10 protein-coding genes are annotated in these 15,917 nt (G+C 43.9%); 9 read left to right on the top strand and 1 reads right to left on the bottom strand.

Going from position 1 to position 15,917, the window contains the following annotated elements; translation table 11 throughout:
• Window positions 1-57 precede the first annotated feature (57 nt).
• From mblB to AC3A8L_RS01870, 4 genes are all read left to right on the top strand, one after another.
• Window positions 58-1,194 carry an anti-phage 6A-MBL system MBL-fold protein gene (mblB, locus tag AC3A8L_RS01885; protein WP_487960521.1) on the top strand — a complete coding sequence of 379 codons (1,137 nt, stop codon included), beginning with the start codon at window positions 58-60 and terminating at the stop codon, window positions 1,192-1,194.
• Between the two features lie 2 nt (window positions 1,195-1,196).
• On the top strand, window positions 1,197-3,449 hold the full coding sequence (gene cap2-3, locus AC3A8L_RS01880; protein WP_487960520.1) for an anti-phage 6A-MBL system cap2_3 protein: 2,253 nt from the start codon (window positions 1,197-1,199) through the stop codon (window positions 3,447-3,449).
• Between the two features lie 4 nt (window positions 3,450-3,453).
• Window positions 3,454-3,987, top strand: coding sequence for a hypothetical protein (locus AC3A8L_RS01875; protein ID WP_487960519.1), 534 nt, complete (start codon window positions 3,454-3,456; stop codon window positions 3,985-3,987).
• 107 nt (window positions 3,988-4,094) lie between these two features.
• Complete coding sequence (locus AC3A8L_RS01870; protein WP_487960518.1) at window positions 4,095-4,919, top strand: hypothetical protein; 825 nt, start codon at window positions 4,095-4,097, stop codon at window positions 4,917-4,919.
• A 5-nt stretch (window positions 4,920-4,924) separates the two neighbouring features.
• Here AC3A8L_RS01870 and AC3A8L_RS01865 read toward each other — a convergent pair whose 3' ends face one another.
• Window positions 4,925-6,142 (bottom strand): tyrosine-type recombinase/integrase, encoded by a 1,218-nt coding sequence (locus AC3A8L_RS01865; RefSeq protein WP_487960517.1) that lies wholly within the window; start codon window positions 6,140-6,142, stop codon window positions 4,925-4,927.
• 1,396 nt (window positions 6,143-7,538) lie between these two features.
• Between AC3A8L_RS01865 and hsdR the strand changes: the two genes are divergently transcribed.
• From hsdR to AC3A8L_RS01840, 5 genes are all read left to right on the top strand, one after another.
• Window positions 7,539-10,019, top strand: coding sequence for an EcoAI/FtnUII family type I restriction enzme subunit R (gene hsdR, locus AC3A8L_RS01860; RefSeq protein ID WP_487960516.1), 2,481 nt, complete (start codon window positions 7,539-7,541; stop codon window positions 10,017-10,019).
• A gap of 91 nt (window positions 10,020-10,110) precedes the next feature.
• A complete protein-coding gene (locus tag AC3A8L_RS01855) occupies window positions 10,111-11,598 on the top strand; it encodes an N-6 DNA methylase (protein ID WP_487960515.1) in 1,488 nt (495 codons plus the stop codon).
• Window positions 11,598-13,478, top strand: coding sequence for a restriction endonuclease subunit S (locus AC3A8L_RS01850; protein ID WP_487960535.1), 1,881 nt, complete (start codon window positions 11,598-11,600; stop codon window positions 13,476-13,478). The genes AC3A8L_RS01855 and AC3A8L_RS01850 overlap by 1 nt, the downstream gene beginning before the upstream one ends.
• Complete coding sequence (locus AC3A8L_RS01845) at window positions 13,475-14,605, top strand: AAA family ATPase (RefSeq protein ID WP_487960514.1); 1,131 nt, start codon at window positions 13,475-13,477, stop codon at window positions 14,603-14,605. The genes AC3A8L_RS01850 and AC3A8L_RS01845 overlap by 4 nt, the downstream gene beginning before the upstream one ends.
• A gap of 1 nt (window position 14,606) precedes the next feature.
• Window positions 14,607-15,356 carry a hypothetical protein gene (locus AC3A8L_RS01840; protein ID WP_487960513.1) on the top strand — a complete coding sequence of 250 codons (750 nt, stop codon included), beginning with the start codon at window positions 14,607-14,609 and terminating at the stop codon, window positions 15,354-15,356.
• Window positions 15,357-15,917 lie beyond the last annotated feature (561 nt).

Raw genomic sequence — 15,917 nt, 5'->3', positions numbered from 1 at the left:
CGTAGAGAGAGGCATACAACATGTTGTGATTAACTTAAGGGCAGAATGGGGAAGCTTGTGCATAAATTGTTTTTTTACCCGGTAAATAATGGCGATAGCTGCCAGATCGTACTCGAAAACAAACGTCGAATTCTTTTGGATTATAGGCAGTACCCCAATTCCGAAGACTCAGATGCTAAAACCATTGATTTGGCGAAACAGTTGAAATCTGATTTAGATGCGGCAGGTAGGGACTACTTTGACGTGGTGGCATTCACACATGCAGATAAGGATCATATTGAAGGAAGTACTGAATTCTTTCATCTAGATCATGCAAGTAAATACCAGGGGGATCAAAGAGTAAAAGTCAACGAGCTTTGGGTCCCGGCGGCAATGGTTTTGGAGAGTGCGAGCAATGATGAGCAAAGTGAAGAATTTGTTATTCTGAGGCAAGAAGCGCGGCACAGACTTAAAAAGGGTGAAGGAATCAAGATTTTCTCAAAGCCTCAAGAAATGATTGAGCTTATGGAAAAAATGGATCTCAACCCAAGTGACTATGATCACATTTTTGTGGATGCAGGAACACTTGTTGATACATTCAATCTGACCGAAGACCAAGTAGAATTTTTTTGTCACTCCCCATTCATCAAGCATCTTGAGGATGGAGGTAAAGAAGTAAGGAATAAAGCTGCGTTGATCTTCAATGTTCGCTTTTCCTCCTCAGGGGGGCAATATGATTTTATGGCGATTGGCGACTCTGAGTACGAAGTTCTGGAAGATATCGTTTCAATTTCGACAAATCATGACAATAAAGATCGATTGGGTTGGAATATATTAAAAGCCACACATCACTGTAGTTATAAAGCCTTATCCGATGAAAAAGGTGAGACCGAAACGGTGCCTACAGATGGTGTTAAAGATCTACTGTTGGCGGGCAAAAAAGACTCTTATATTGTGAGCTCAAGTAAGGAAATACCATCTAATAGCGAAGCATATGAATCGGTGCAACCACCACATATTCAGGCTCGAAAATGCTACGAGAGATACCTTGATGAGGTTGGAGGTCGAAAGTTTCTTGTCACAATGGAAGAGCCTAGTTCTGATTCGCCAAAGCCGCTCGAATTCACAATCGGCGCTCTCGGGATAAGTTGGAATAAACCTGTACTATCTGCCGCGACCATAATAACTAGCACCAAACCTGCACGGGCAGGTTGAGTATGGATTTCTTCACGCCTTGTGGTACTCAGTTAAAGAGCAGTGAATTATTAACTCTTGAACGGGCGCAACAGATAGCTCATGCGATTTCGAATTCTGCCGACTGGCAGCTCATTTGTGCTTTTTCTAATTACGAATCAGAGCATCTACAGGAAACGGTTGTTGCCGAAGTTGCTTGCGACGGAGTCCCTTCAAACAATAGGGCTGGGATTCGATATAGGGAAAGAGTAGCGATCGTAGTGAGAGACGGGAGCTCCGTTCCGCCAGAAGTATTGGCGCTTAGAAAGGGCTTTCCGCTCTTGCTTCACCAAAACGCAACAGCACCAGATTCTCCTCGAAATCTATGTTTATATTTTGATGACCCGAATTCAGTCTTGAGAACCTGGACGGCAGAAAAACATCTAAAAAGAATTTCTTGGTGGCTTGAAATGTCGGCGAGTGAACTTCTTCACGCAGCTGACCAGCCAGTAGAGCAGGTTTTCTTTAGGTCTCCGTGGGAGGTGGTTTTGCCTCAAGGTTTTGAGCAAAATAATTCGGTTCAAGATGACGTTTCCTGTGTCGAGTTAATTAAAAGACAAAACAATGAGAGCACCATCATATTAGAGTGGGCTAATAGGATAAAAAAAGACAATACTAAAGTTAAAGTCTCGGTAATTACCCTCATCGTAACAGCCGTAGTTCATGGCAAAATTGAATTGCCACCGTCTACCCTATCGGGCCTAGAAGATCTTCTTTCATCAAAAGGCTTTGATTTGGCTCGGGCTATCAAAGAAAAAGTTTTCTCCAAAATATCGGAGGCAGGCGAGCCAAAACTAAAGACTGAACGGCCAACCCTAATCCTTCTCAGAATACCGGTCTGCCGAGAGGAAGGTGGCGAAATAGAAAGCGTTCAGAATACAGCGTATATCTGTGACCTGTCTTACCAGCAGCTTGGGCTTCACTATGATTTTTTACATGATTTAGATGGACAAATCCAAAGGTTTGAGACTGTTACAAATGAAAAACAACCGCCTAGAGAACAAGAAGTAGAAATTACACCGGTTAGCGTGTTGTACAAACCCTCCCGAAAGAAGAGGTCTATTCAAGCAGGAGCTTTGGTGAATGACGATCAAAACCCCAAAGCAGTTTTGGTCGGTGTGGGGGCGTTTGGAAGCGCGATGTTAGACCTTTGGGTTAGGTCAGGCTGGGGGCGTTGGTTTCTTGTAGATAATGATCATATAAAACCTCACAATTTAGTGCGCCATACTACTCATGCATTCAATATCGGCGACTATAAAACGCATGCTTTGAATAGATTGTACTGTCATTCGTTTGGTGAGGAGGTCTTTTCAGGTGGTCGGGCTGAGGATGCTTGCAAACTAATGCTTGAAGATTTTGAAGATGTGTTTGGGAATAATGATTTTATTATCGATGTGTCTACTACCCTAGAGTTTCCGAGATTGGCATCCGGCGTTCGAGAATGCCCTAGGATAATTTCGACATTTCTAACGCGTGACGGCGGCGCCAGTGTAATTCTTTGTGAGGATGCCGAGCGAAAAATCCCAATCAATTTGATTGAGGCGCAGTTATATAGAGCAATTATAAATTGCGATTGGGGGAAAGTGTTTGGCCATGAGGGAAGTTCTTACATAAGCGGGAACTCCTGTCGTGATATATCTTATTCTTTATCACCGTCAAAGATTTGGTCCCATGCCTCCATTGTGTCCGATGTCGTAAGAGGAGCGACGAACCGGTCTGATGCCAGCCTAACGGTGTTTGTAGAAAGCAATGATAGTGGTGAACGGCATCGTTTTGATGTCGAACTATTCACTGCAATTGAATCCGATGCAGGTGAGTTTTCTGTTTTCGTCGACTCAGGTCTCGTACATAAGCTGAGAGAGATGCGAGAAACAGATCTTCCTAATGAAACTGGAGGCATTCTGTTGGGTTTTGTTGATTTCAATATTAAGTCTATTTATGTGGTCGATGCGGTGCCAGCTCCGATTGATAGCGAGAAATCCGTATCCCATTTTCAGCGTGGAACTCATGGGCTAACAGATTTGGTTTCAGCAATAAATGAGAGGACTTCAGGTGTTGTTGAGTACTTAGGGGAATGGCATAGCCATCCAAGAAACGTTGAAGCAAAACCAAGTGGCCAGGATCTAATACAAATTGCAGAGTTATCTAAAAGAATGAAATCCGATGGTTTGCCAGTTATTTCATTAATAGTTGGTGAAAACTCATTGAATATAATGCTTATGCATGAGGAGGCTTAGGAATATGTCAAAATTGATCGATAAATTAAGCTCTTACGATATATTTAACAATCTACTACCAGGGGTTGTTTTTTGTGTGATAGCGACAAGTCTTTACCCAATAAATTTAGTTCAGAAAGACTTACTGACAGGTGCATTTTTCTACTTTTTTGTGGGCGTCATATTAAGTCGAATTGGTTCCTCTTTAATCGAGCCGCTATTGAAACTCGTCGGCTTCGTAAAATTTTCTTCTTATAATGACTTTTTGGCAGCTTCGAAAGCTGATCCGAAAATTGATGTTCTTTCAGAGAAAAACAATATGTTTCGGTCTCTTTTGTCTGCAATGGTAGCCCTTCTTTTTCTCAAGATTCATTTTTGGGGTGTAGAGGGTTTGGGGTTCTATAAAGATCATCATACTCTCATCATTATCGTGTCTCTTTCACTATTGTTTTTGTTTTCTTACAAGAAGCAAACTGCATATGTTAAAGCCAGGGTTGACAATTCAAACCTGCTGAAAAGTGATGCAGAAGAAGAGGCGGATGATGCTAAAGACAAATAGTGGGCTTTGCCATATAGATCATTTATTAAGTGAAGGTTTTTTAGGCCTAAGACTATAGTGGCGGAAAGTTTATATTTTTCTGAGAGTCCTGACAGAAAGCCAAAAAGATGAATAAAAACATATTATCTGAAGTAAAAAAGTATATAACAGTAAAAACTGTATTCTCAATTGTATCAGTTAGCGCGATTATCCCCTTGTGTAAAGCGTTATATTGGGTCTTTGAAACATCATATTTCGGCTATTTTGGTATAAGTCCTGAAATATTTAGCCGTCCGTTGTTCTCTAGTGGTTTTATCAGTGTATGGCTATTTGTGACAGCTATGTACCCTATGTTTTTTGTTTGGACAGGGCTGATGGTTGTTTGTTTTCTTATTCTTGTTTCATTTAATTATGAGGAGCCTAACTTTGAACGCGATGTTATCGCAAACGATGTTGGTAGTGTCAATGGCGAACCTGAAGAGATTTCTGTAAGAATTACATTTTGGGTTCGCTTAAAGGCAGCCTTTTCAAATCTGGGGGAATCTATTGCAAAGTCGTTTGCAATCCCTTTTATCTTTTGGGTAAGTGGGTTTGTGGCATTAATGGCTGTTACGCTTTTATTTCTTTGGGCAGATAAAGAAGGAGGAAAACTGGCCAAAAATCAGGTGGATAGCTATATCAATGATCATGAATGCAAGGATGGGTTCAATAACAGTAATGTTGGCTGCTTCGAGATTTCCGGAATTGACGGGGAGGATTATTTCGTAATTACGAATAGTGAATCTCACCTTATTTATATGAGTAGGAACGAAGCCCCTTCAAATTCGTTAGATGCGGATGTAGCAACGCCTCCCACTAGTGTTCATATAGTTGAAAAAAGATCCGATGACGTATTCAGGTTGAAAAGAGCGTACAAGAGAGATAGTACCGAGAATAAGGTGGCTCCGAATTAGCGCTTCTAACGTTGAGGGTTTACGTAGGCTATAAGTTTGTTCTCGATTTTCTGAAGTGCATGCCTTAATCCCTCCAAGTCAGTGCTCCCAGTATAATCGTCTGTCACATCCCTTCCGGAAATATGATTCAGGAGGTCTTTTTTAGTTGTTGAGCCAATGCCTGCAGCTTCGGCTAGGCTCGCGAAAGTCCTACGAAGATCATGGGGAGAGACGTGTAGTCCACACGACCTTTCAATGTGTTTTGTTATCGCCTTTGGGGACGCTAAAGGGAAAAGGCGGCCATCTACTGAAGCTGTAACCCTGTCGTTGATTATCCTAGACAACATGCTTGTTTGAGGTAGCGTGAGGTCGTGCCCGTTCTTGGTATCTTTGAATGTAAATGCCTGCCTTAGGTGGTCAATATGCTCAACCTTGAGGCAACGAGCTTCTGACGATCTGCAACCTGTAAGCAGGATAAATTTAAATACGTCACGCTGAAGTGGGCATTCTAGATTGTGCAAAGCTTCCCAGAACGTTTGGAGCTGTTCTCGATGAACTCTTCTGTTTCTAGGCTTCTGTTCGATCCACATCTTAAGGCCGTTTGGCCCAAGCTCTTCAGCCGGCCAGCGAGGCAGTTCAGAACCGCCTGTTAGCGCTCTGCTGAAGTTCAGGATGCGCCGGAGCTTCTTCATTACCTCATTTGCCCCGACTCCTGTTCCCCTGGGTTTACCTCTAGCTTCGTTTTCGTCTCCGATCCGTTCAATCAAAGCTCGATGCATTGAGTAAATTTTATGAGGCGTACAGAAGTCTCCAAACGGTTTATTTAGCCAGCTGGCTAAATGATGTTCTATTGCATACCGCCAATTCTCGATGACTTTTGGCTTGTTGGTTGAGCCCTTAAGGTAGTGCTCTAAGCCTTGCTGAAGCGTCAAAGTCCGGTCGAAAGACTTTTTCTGGTCGTTTGGGTTGATGCCTTGATCAAGCTTGGCAATCACTTGGCTCGCTTCGGAGCGGATGCGCTGCATGTTGGGCATTGCCTGGTTGACGCTGAAAGGCAACGCTACCCGCACGGCACTTCGACAGCCTCGAGGGCATTTGTAGACGCACAGGGTGGATTTGCCCGAGGGGTGAACCACAAGCCTCAAGAAACGATTCTCAGAGTCTTTAAACTCAACGCGTTTTTCTGGCTTCGATTCTGCAGTTTTCAGTAACCAGTCTTTGGAAAATTTATGAGTCTGCATCATGTCGGGGTTAGCTTCTGGGTTAGCAATTCACGATTTACAACGCAATGCGTTGCAATGTAACGATGCAGAATATAGGTGTAATAGTCAATAAAAACAATGAGGTAGGGACGTATTGCAACGTAATGCAATGTATCGCAATACTACTTTCCAAACACTGGCAGTGTTGAGGTCAGCGGTTCGATCCCGCTAGGCTCCACCAAATAAAAAAACCTCGCTCGAAAGAGCGGGGTTTTTTTATTTCTGGGGTTTGAAAAGCCAATCTGGCGGAGCATGGCTGTCGGGCCCATGCTTTAAAAAGCTAATTTCTGCGCATTACACCATTGTTGATTAAAAAATATCTAAAGTGTTAAATTTTTCGTAACTATTCAGCCATGCTCAAATAGGCCGGCAAATTGACCATTTTCTGGGCCGCTCATGCCATCCATGGGCGCTATGCAAGCGTTCCCGACGCTTGAATGCCCAGAAAACAATCAATTCGCCTTTTAGGTGGGCATTATTTCTAACCCACCTGAACAGTTACAATTTTTCTTAGGGTCGAGTAAAGGTCGCGCAGGTGAGGCGTAATCTATTTACCAGAACTGTCCCCGCAAGAACGATTTGCATGAGCAGTGGCGGCTAGTGAGCGTCATAGGTCATATAAATTTAAGTATACGTGGGTGTCTTTGAGACAGCTGCCTGTATCCACCCCCCGCAATTACGCTGCTAAAAAGCGGACCTCGGCGGCATCTCGCCATTGCTTATCGAGAAAAGCTTGAACGATTAAGTTTTTTATAGGGGTAGTTTAAGGGGGCATAAGTGATGGGTTAAGTGATTATATGACCCCTTAAACTACGCGTAAAACCTCTTCGGGCTGGTAGGGTTGTTTTTTTTGCAGTTTCCGGCGGATTAATATTGAGTGTTTGCCCTTTCAATAGTGGAATGCTGCCAAGTCGGGCCCGGCCCATAGCCGTTTAGGTGTGGTTAAGTGTCGGGGTAAAACTCTGCTATCAGTTTGCATTCGCATGCTCTCTTTGAGGCAATATGCGATAATGCTTAAGTGTGTCGCTGTTTTTTGCAAGGTGTTAGGTGGCAGGGTTGGTGAGTGAAATGCGCTTAGGCATAAAGTAGGCTGTTTTAGAGTGACTGTCCCTGCAAGGGGGGGGATCTTAGTGTTTAAATCACCTCTGTAATTAGCAGTTTGCTGCCGCAAAATTAACACGATATTTTAAAAATAACTCCTGAAGTTGTGAAGTCGGTTAACTTTAGCCTGCAATTTAACCACTTACTTCAACAAGCCCAAAACAGCCCATTTAAACCCATAAGAGCAATTTTTATAGGGCTTTAATCATGATATCTTTATGCCTCTGCTTCACACCTAACCGCGCACAAGGTTCAAACATTAAAAAGGCTTAAGGTTTTGGATAAGAAAAAACTTAGCGAATCCGACATCATCAGCAAATACATCTTACCCAGTGTGGAAAGTGCTGGCTGGGATTCCATGCTGCAAATTCGCCAAGAGGTGAAACTGCGTGACGGGAAGGTAATCGTTCGCGGCCAGTTAGGCGTACGAAAAACCGTAAAGTCTGCCGATATCGTGCTGTACCACAAGCCCAATATGCCGCTTGCAGTTGTTGAAGCCAAAGCTAATAAGCATGGAGTCGGTAAGGGTATGCAGCAGGCATTAGATTATGCTCGGTTGTTGGACGTACCTTTTGCTTTTGCATCGAATGGTGATAGATATCTGTTTCACGATAAAACAGATACTAGCGGCAATATCGAAACAGAAATAGCCTTAGAGGATTTCCCCTCACCGGAAACGCTTTGGCAGAAGTTCATCGCGTACAAAGGCTATACCAAAGAACAACTACCCGTTATCACACAAGACTACTACGACGATGGCACCGACAAAAGCCCCCGTTATTATCAGCTCCAAGCCATCAACAAAACCATCGAAGCCATCTCGGGCGGGCAAGACCGTATCCTCTTGGTCATGGCGACAGGTACGGGTAAAACTTATACCGCGTTTCAAATTATCTGGCGTTTATGGAAGGCTAAGCAAAAAAAGCGCATATTATTCTTGGCTGATCGAAATATCTTGGTCGATCAAACTCGCATTAATGACTTTCAGCCTTTTGGTCAAGCGATGACCAAAATTTCTGGGCGCGAGGTTGACCCCGCGTTTGAGATTCACTTGGCTTTGTATCAAGCCCTAACTGGCCCAGAAGAGCACCAGAAAGCCTTCAAACAAGTATCCGAAGACTTCTTCGACCTAATCGTGATTGACGAGTGCCATCGTGGTAGTGCCGCCGATGATAGCGCTTGGCGAGAAATCCTTAACCATTTTAAATCCGCCGCACAAATTGGTTTAACCGCCACGCCCAAAGAAACGGACACCGTATCGAGCACGGACTACTTTGGCGACCCGGTGTATACCTACTCACTCAAAGAGGGTATAGAAGACGGTTTTTTAGCCCCCTATAAGGTTGTGCGGGTCGATTTGGATGTGGACCTACAAGGCTGGCGACCCACCAAGGGTATGGTCGATAAAAACGGCGAAATTGTTAAAGACCGCGTCTACAACCAAAAAGACTTCGATCGTACCTTAGTCATAGATGAGCGCACCCAGCTAGTGGCCGAAACGATTACCGGCTATTTACAGCGTACAGACCCAATGGCAAAGACCATTGTATTTTGTAACGACATTGATCACGCCGATCGCATGCGGTGGGCCTTAGTGAATCTAAACCCTGAGCAAATCAAAAAGAACGAAAAATACGTAATGAAAATTACGGGCGATGATGAGCTGGGCAAAGCGCAGCTCGATAACTTTATTAACCCCAAAAAAGACTATCCCGTTATAGTCACCACCTCCGAGCTCATGACAACCGGCGTAGATGCCAAAACCTGTAAGCTCGTTGTACTCGACCAAAACATCCAGTCCATGACCAAGTTCAAGCAAATCATTGGTCGTGGCACACGTATAGACGATAGATACAACAAACTTTGGTTTACCATTCTCGACTTTAAAAAAGCCACCGAGCTGTTTGCCGACGAACGCTTTGACGGTATACCCGAAAAAGTGATGAGCACCTCGCCGGAAAAAATTATTGACACCGAAGACACCAGCTTTGATGAAGAACTACTAAAAAGCGAAGAGCCGTTAGACGATGCCGTTAACTACGGTGAAGGCGAAGCGCCGCCGGAAAGAGGTGTAGGGGAAGGTGAGCAAGGCAGCTATGGCATAGGCGATGGGGGTGCCGGTACGGATGGCGCATGGGACGAAGAAGACGACCGCTATATCAAATTCCATGTATCCGGTGTGGCTGTTAAAAAAATCGCCGAGCGCGTGCAATATTACGATTCCGATGGAAAATTAGTTACCGAAACCTTTAAAGACTACACCCGAAAAACCGTTAAAAAGCAGTTTGCCACCTTAGACGACTTTATCAAAAAATGGCAAAGCAGCGAGCGCAAGCAAGCGATTATTGATGAGTTACAGAACGAAGGGGTTATATGGGAAGCCTTTGATGGTGAAGTCGATAAAGACTTAGATGCCTTCGATAAAATTTGCCACGTCGCCTTCGACCAGCCACCGCTTACACGCCAAGAGCGTGCGAACAACGTTAAAAAGCGCAATTACTTTGGTGATTACAGCGAAGCGGCGCAAAAAGTATTAAACGCCTTACTCGAAAAATATGCCGATAGTGGCGTGGGCGAAATCGAATCGAAAGACGTGTTAAAAGTCACGCCGTTTAACGATATGGGCCGACCCTTAGAAATTAAGAAAAAAGTCTTTGGCGGTACAGCCGAATATGAGAAAGCCATCAGTGAATTAGAGCATGCTTTATACGAGAGTGCTCAAAACGATGGTGATAGCGATAAACAAGAGTTGGCATAGTGTCGATTTTATCGGGTACTGCACCAAATAACTAAAACGCCAGCCTATTGACCTATTAAGCAATAGCCGACCTACTAAAACTGAGAAAGTAATGTCCATAAGTACCGTAATAAAATCCATACAAGACATCATGCGTAAAGACGCCGGTGTCGACGGCGATGCTCAACGTTTAGGCCAAATGTCTTGGCTACTCTTTCTAAAGATATTCGACGCCCAAGAAGAAGAGCTAGAAGACGAACAAGATAACTACAAGGCCCCCATCCCCCAAAAATATTTTTGGCGTAACTGGGCAGAAGATGCCGAAGGTATAACCGGCGACGATCTATTAAGCTTTGTAAACGAAGAATTATTCCCAAAGCTCAAAAACATGCCAGCGCCCATTAGCAGTAACCCACGTGGTTACGTGGCCAAAGCCGCCTTTAGCGATGCCTTTAACTACATGAAAAACGGCACCTTGTTACGGCAAGTTATCAACAAGCTAAACGAAATAGACTTTGGTAACTCCGAAGAGCGCCACCTGTTTGGGGATATTTACGAGCAAATCTTAAAAGACTTACAAAGCGCCGGTAACGCCGGTGAGTTTTATACCCCGCGTGCCGTTACCCGTTTTATCGTGCAAATGATCGACCCCAAAATTGGCGAGTCTATCTTCGACCCGGCTTGCGGTACGGGTGGCTTTTTGGCCTGTTCGGTCGACCACTTGCAAAGCCAAGTGAAAACCACCGACGACCACGAAGCCCTGCAAGGCCAAATACACGGCGTCGAGAAAAAACAGCTCCCGCACTTACTCTGTACCACTAACATGCTGTTACACGGCATAGAAGTGCCTGTGCAAGTTCGGCACGCCAACACGCTAAACAAACCGCTTTCCAGTTGGGATGAAGACGAAGAAAAAGACATCATCATCACCAACCCACCGTTTGGCGGCACCGAAGAAGACGGCATCGAGAAAAACTTCCCCAGCGAAATGCAAACCCGCGAAACCGCCGATTTGTTTTTGCAGCTGATTATCGAAGTGTTAAAGAAGAAGGGACGAGCAGCGGTGGTATTACCGGACGGCACACTCTTTGGTGAAGGCGTAAAAACCAAAATCAAAAAACACCTGCTAGACGAATGTAACTTACATACCGTTGTACGTTTACCCAATTCCGTATTTGCGCCATATACCAGTATTAAAACCAATATTTTATTTTTTGAGAAAGGCAAACCCACCAAAGAAGTGTGGTATTACGAAGTACCCCTGCCCGAAGGCATAAAAGCCTTTAACAAAACCAAACCCATGAAGCTAGAAGACTTTGCCGCGTGTACCGAATGGTGGGGCGAAGGTAAAACCATAAAAGCCAAAAGCAAACGCAAAAACCGCCAAGAGAACGAACAAGCGTGGAAGGTTAGCCTAGAAGATATAGTAGAGCGCAACTACAACCTGGATATTAAAAACCCGCACGTGGCTGAAGTTATAAGCCACGACCCCGAAGAGCTACTCGCCGACTACGACCAGCAACAAAGCGACATTCAAACACTACGTGACCAGCTTAAAGGCATATTGTCCGAAGCTTTGGCCGATAAGGCGGGTGCGTGATGGCGGTTGAACAACTTATTAAGACGACGACCACCAAGGATGGTGGAAATGTCGATAATGCAGGAGCAATTATCGACCATATTGATGTTTGGTCTTCGGCAATAAAAACACGCTCCACCGCAGGGCGGGGCAGTAGTAAAAAGCTTAACTTGCACGGTATAAAAAAACTGCGTGAATTGATATTGGAATTGGCGGTGCGGGGTTTGTTAGTGCCGCAAGCTCCGAGTGATGAACCTGCGAGTGTGTTGTTAGAAAAAATAGCGGCGGAAAAAGCGCGGTTGGTGGAAGAGAAGAAGATTAAGAAGCAAAAGCCCTTGCCGGAGATTGGTGAGGATGAAAAGCCGTTTGAGTTGCCTGTTGGGTGGGAGTGGGTAAGGCTGCAATCTATAACCTCAAAAATTACGGACGGGGATCATAAAACTCCTACAAGAATTGCAGTGGGTAAGCGAATGCTTTCTGCAAAAAATGTTCGAGATGGCTTTGTTGAATACGAAAACTGTGATTTCATCTCTGAGGATGATTATGTTAAGTCTAGAGAAAGGTGTCATCCTGAGCAGGGCGATTTGTTAATGGTTTCTGTTGGGGGAACAATAGGGCGAAGTTCGCTAGTTCCTAAGGATTCCGATTTTTCTCTTGTTCGAAGCGTGGCACTCATAAAACCAATATTATTTAATTCAAATTATCTGAAGTATTCTGCAGATGCACCATTACTTCAGGATTCAATACATAGTAACAAGAGAGGTGGTGCACAGCCATGTCTCTATTTATCGGAGATAAGTAAATTCCCTTTTCCGATGCCTCCGTTAGCCGAACAACACCGCATAGTAACCAAAGTCAACGAACTAATGACCCTATGTGACCAGCTTGAGCAACAACAAGAAACCAGCATCACCGCCCACCAAACCTTGGTAGAAACCCTGCTAGGCACACTGGTTAACGCACAAAGTGGTAGTCCGTTGACCGCCATGGATGGTGGGAATGCAGAAAATGCAGGAGCAATTTTCGGCGCAACGCAAGCCTGGCAACGCATTGCCGATAACTTCGACACCCTGTTCACCACCGAACACAGCATCCAACAACTCAAACAAACCATCCTCCAACTCGCCGTCATGGGTAAGCTTGTTCCGCAAGATTCGAATGATGAACCGGCGAGTGTACTGCTAGAAAAAATCGCGGCTGAGAAAGCGCGATTGGTGGAAGAGAAGAAGATTAAGAAGCAAAAGGCGTTGCCGGAGATTGGGGAGGATGAGAAATCGTTTGGGCTGCCGGTGGGGTGGGAGTGGTGTCGATTGGAAGATGTTGTTGATATTCAAGGTGGAATTACTAAAGGTCGAAAATTGAGTGGTCGTGAAACAGTGTGTATTCCATATTTAAGCGTGGCCAACGTACAGCGATCATACCTCAATTTAGATAATGTTAAGGAAGTTGAAATACCTGTCGAAGAAAGAGAAAGATACGAGGTTTTAGACGGGGATTTATTGATAACTGAAGGCGGAGATTGGGATAAAGTTGGTAGAACAGCGATTTGGCGGGGTGAATTACCATACGTAGCACACCAAAACCATGTGTTCAAAGCTAGAGTATTTCTTTTGGATCAGAGTGAGATTTGGCTGGAGAAATACTTAAACTCTCCTTTTTCACGTGATTATTTTGCCGGATCTAGCAAGCAAACAACAAATCTGGCATCCATTAATAAAACACAGCTCAGAGGGTGTTTGATTGCAGTGCCACCAGCCCAAGAGAAAAATAAAATAGTCTCGAAGCTTGAGAGTATTCAGTCCCTATGCGACAACATGCTAGAACGCATCAAAGCCGCCCAAACCACTCAATTTAATCTTACCGATGCCATTACCGAAAAAGCACTGGAGGAAAAACTATGATTAAGTCCTTTTGGGTTGATAATTTTAAATCCTTAGTTGATTTTGAAATCAAACTGGCCAAATTCAATTGTATTGTAGGGCTGAATGGTTCTGGGAAGTCTACATTGATTCAATCATTAGATTTTGTTTCTCAATTGATGATTGGTGATATCGATGGATGGTTAAAAGAGCGTAATTGGGATAGTTCAGAGCTCAATTCTAAGTTAACTAAAAAGAGTAATATCGATTTCAGAGTGGAATTTGATGTTTCAGGGAAACAAGTGATTTGGAGAGGGAGTTTCAACCGAACTTTGTTGAGTTGTACTAAGGAGGTGATTGAAGAGGATGGAGTTAAAATATTAACGGTTGAGGATGGAGGGTATACATTTCGATCAAAGCATCATGAAATTGTATTTGAGTATGAAGGGTCAATTTTGTCGAGGTTAAAGGAGAATGATCAATGGGAGATTTTAAAGGTTGTTAAAGAAACTATTTTAAAGGTTCGCTCGCTTGATTTGATTAGCCCAGAATTATTGAGGAGAAAGAAAAAATCAGCAGATGGCAAGCTTGGTTTAGGCGGAGAAAATCTGTCTGCCCTTATTCATGAGTCTGGTTCCGACACTCAAGAAAAGTTGGTTCGGACATTAAAGCATGTTTACCCTCAGCTCGATTCAATCTCTACAAAATCGCTTCGCTCCGGTTGGAAACAGTTGGAAATCGTGGAGCACTTTAAGGATAAGAAGCTGACCTCGAGGGCACGTCATGTCAACGATGGCATGTTACGCCTGATGGCAGTGCTTCTTCAATTAGAGGTTGGTAACGCATTTTTACTTTTTGATGAAATAGAGAACGGCATCAACCCAGAATTAATTGAGTATCTAGTTGATTATCTCGTTAAATCTGATGATCAAATCATGGTGACAACACATAGCCCCATGATTCTGAATTTTATGGAAGATCTTACCGCGAAAGAAGGTGTGAATTATCTTTATAAAACGACAGAAGGGTATACGAGAGCCATACGCCTTTTTGATATCCCTTCCATGGCCAAAAAACTGGAATTTATGGGGCCTGGTGAAGTATTTATTGATACGGATTTAACTAAGCTGGGTCAAGAGATTTCTGATCTGCAGCCGCAGGAGTTTTAGCATGTATCTATTGTTAAGCGGCGAAGGTTCTGGTGATATTGGTGCTTGCGAACTGTCTGTTAGCAGCTGTGACCGGGAAGGCTTCAAGGAAGGCCCCATGGCCATTATGGTTGATCAGTTAGTGGAGTTTTTTCAGGGTTATGAGCTGTCTCACTTAGATGCAAAATGTGTCGGTTTTGTTTCTGAAGCCTATTTGGCTGAGAATAAATTACCGGCTAAAAGGAGGGCAATGCACTTACGTGGGAAAAGGAAGTCTCCGGAAGTGCAGTATTACTATGAAAATTCTCGAGCTCTCGCCTCAACGGCTAAAGCAAAGAGTGAAGAGTTGGGCGATAGTGTTGTAGCCGTACTTTTTCGTGACTCTGATGGAACAGCTTCGGCCGGTCGTGGTGATTGGAGGGATAAGCGTAATTCCATGATTAAAGGCTTTAAGGAGGAGGGGTATGAGTTGGGCGTAGCCATGATGCCTAAACCAAAGTCAGAAGCTTGGTTGTTGTGCGCAACAAAAGACAATTCTTATCAGCATTGTGAGTCGTTAGAGCAAGAATCGGGGAATGATAAATCACAGAACCCATTAAAGGCTCAGTTGGCTGATTCTTTGGGAGGATCTTCAAGTATTGATGAGTTAAATCAGCTTATCCTAGACCGCCAAATAGATGCTAGTAAAATTAATATGCCGTCCTTTGAGGCTTTTAAAGAGGATTTAAAAAGCGCCGTTACAGCTGCAAACACAAGAGGGGCAAAGCCTTAGGGATAAGGAAATAATACATTATCCACTAATACTTGCTCTCAACTTCCTCACCTTCGTTACTCAAGGCGTTACATGCCTCGGTAACTGCGCCATGCGTTACCCTATGACCTATAAAAAATAAGCGAGGACATACACTCGTCAAATTGCTATGTAGGGCATAAATAACTCCAAACCTAAAGCAATCTGCTATTTGACTACTCAGCCAATATTATCTAGTGTTAAACCACAAAGCACTGGATAAACAACCATGACTCAGCCGCGTAGCCAATTGGTATCTATAGACGATACTCCTTTCTACAACATTACAAGCCGCTGTGTTTGGCGGAGTTATTTGTGTGGTTTTGACAAGGTTGGCGGTAAAAACTATGAGCACCGGCGCGACTGCACTGCACTGTTCGCTTGCTCCTGCGCTCCCAGTATTAATACATCCCTATACGTTGATTGAGCAACGAATTCGCCCAATAAGCTCGATATTCGCGCCTATTCGGTAATGCACAATCGCCTACGCCTCGTCATCAAGCTCAACCTCACAGAAGCGACGTTATGGAATACTGACGTGGT

It is taken from the genome of Marinagarivorans sp., assembly GCF_982758155.1.
The sequence above is the reverse complement of the archived record's forward strand: the minus strand, read 5'-3'. Positions and strand labels throughout refer to the sequence as shown.

Bases quoted from the DNA above. Each gene is read 5' to 3' on its own strand.
- AC3A8L_RS01845 (WP_487960514.1), top strand. From the start codon at position 13,475: ATGATTAAGTCCTTTTGGGTTGATAATTTTAAATCCTTAGTTGATTTT.
- AC3A8L_RS01875 (WP_487960519.1), top strand. From the start codon at position 3,454: ATGTCAAAATTGATCGATAAATTAAGCTCTTACGATATATTTAACAAT.
- AC3A8L_RS01865 (WP_487960517.1), bottom strand. From the start codon at position 6,142: ATGATGCAGACTCATAAATTTTCCAAAGACTGGTTACTGAAAACTGCA.
- AC3A8L_RS01850 (WP_487960535.1), top strand. From the start codon at position 11,598: ATGGCGGTTGAACAACTTATTAAGACGACGACCACCAAGGATGGTGGA.
- AC3A8L_RS01870 (WP_487960518.1), top strand. From the start codon at position 4,095: ATGAATAAAAACATATTATCTGAAGTAAAAAAGTATATAACAGTAAAA.
- AC3A8L_RS01840 (WP_487960513.1), top strand. From the start codon at position 14,607: ATGTATCTATTGTTAAGCGGCGAAGGTTCTGGTGATATTGGTGCTTGC.
- cap2-3 (WP_487960520.1), top strand. From the start codon at position 1,197: ATGGATTTCTTCACGCCTTGTGGTACTCAGTTAAAGAGCAGTGAATTA.
- AC3A8L_RS01855 (WP_487960515.1), top strand. From the start codon at position 10,111: ATGTCCATAAGTACCGTAATAAAATCCATACAAGACATCATGCGTAAA.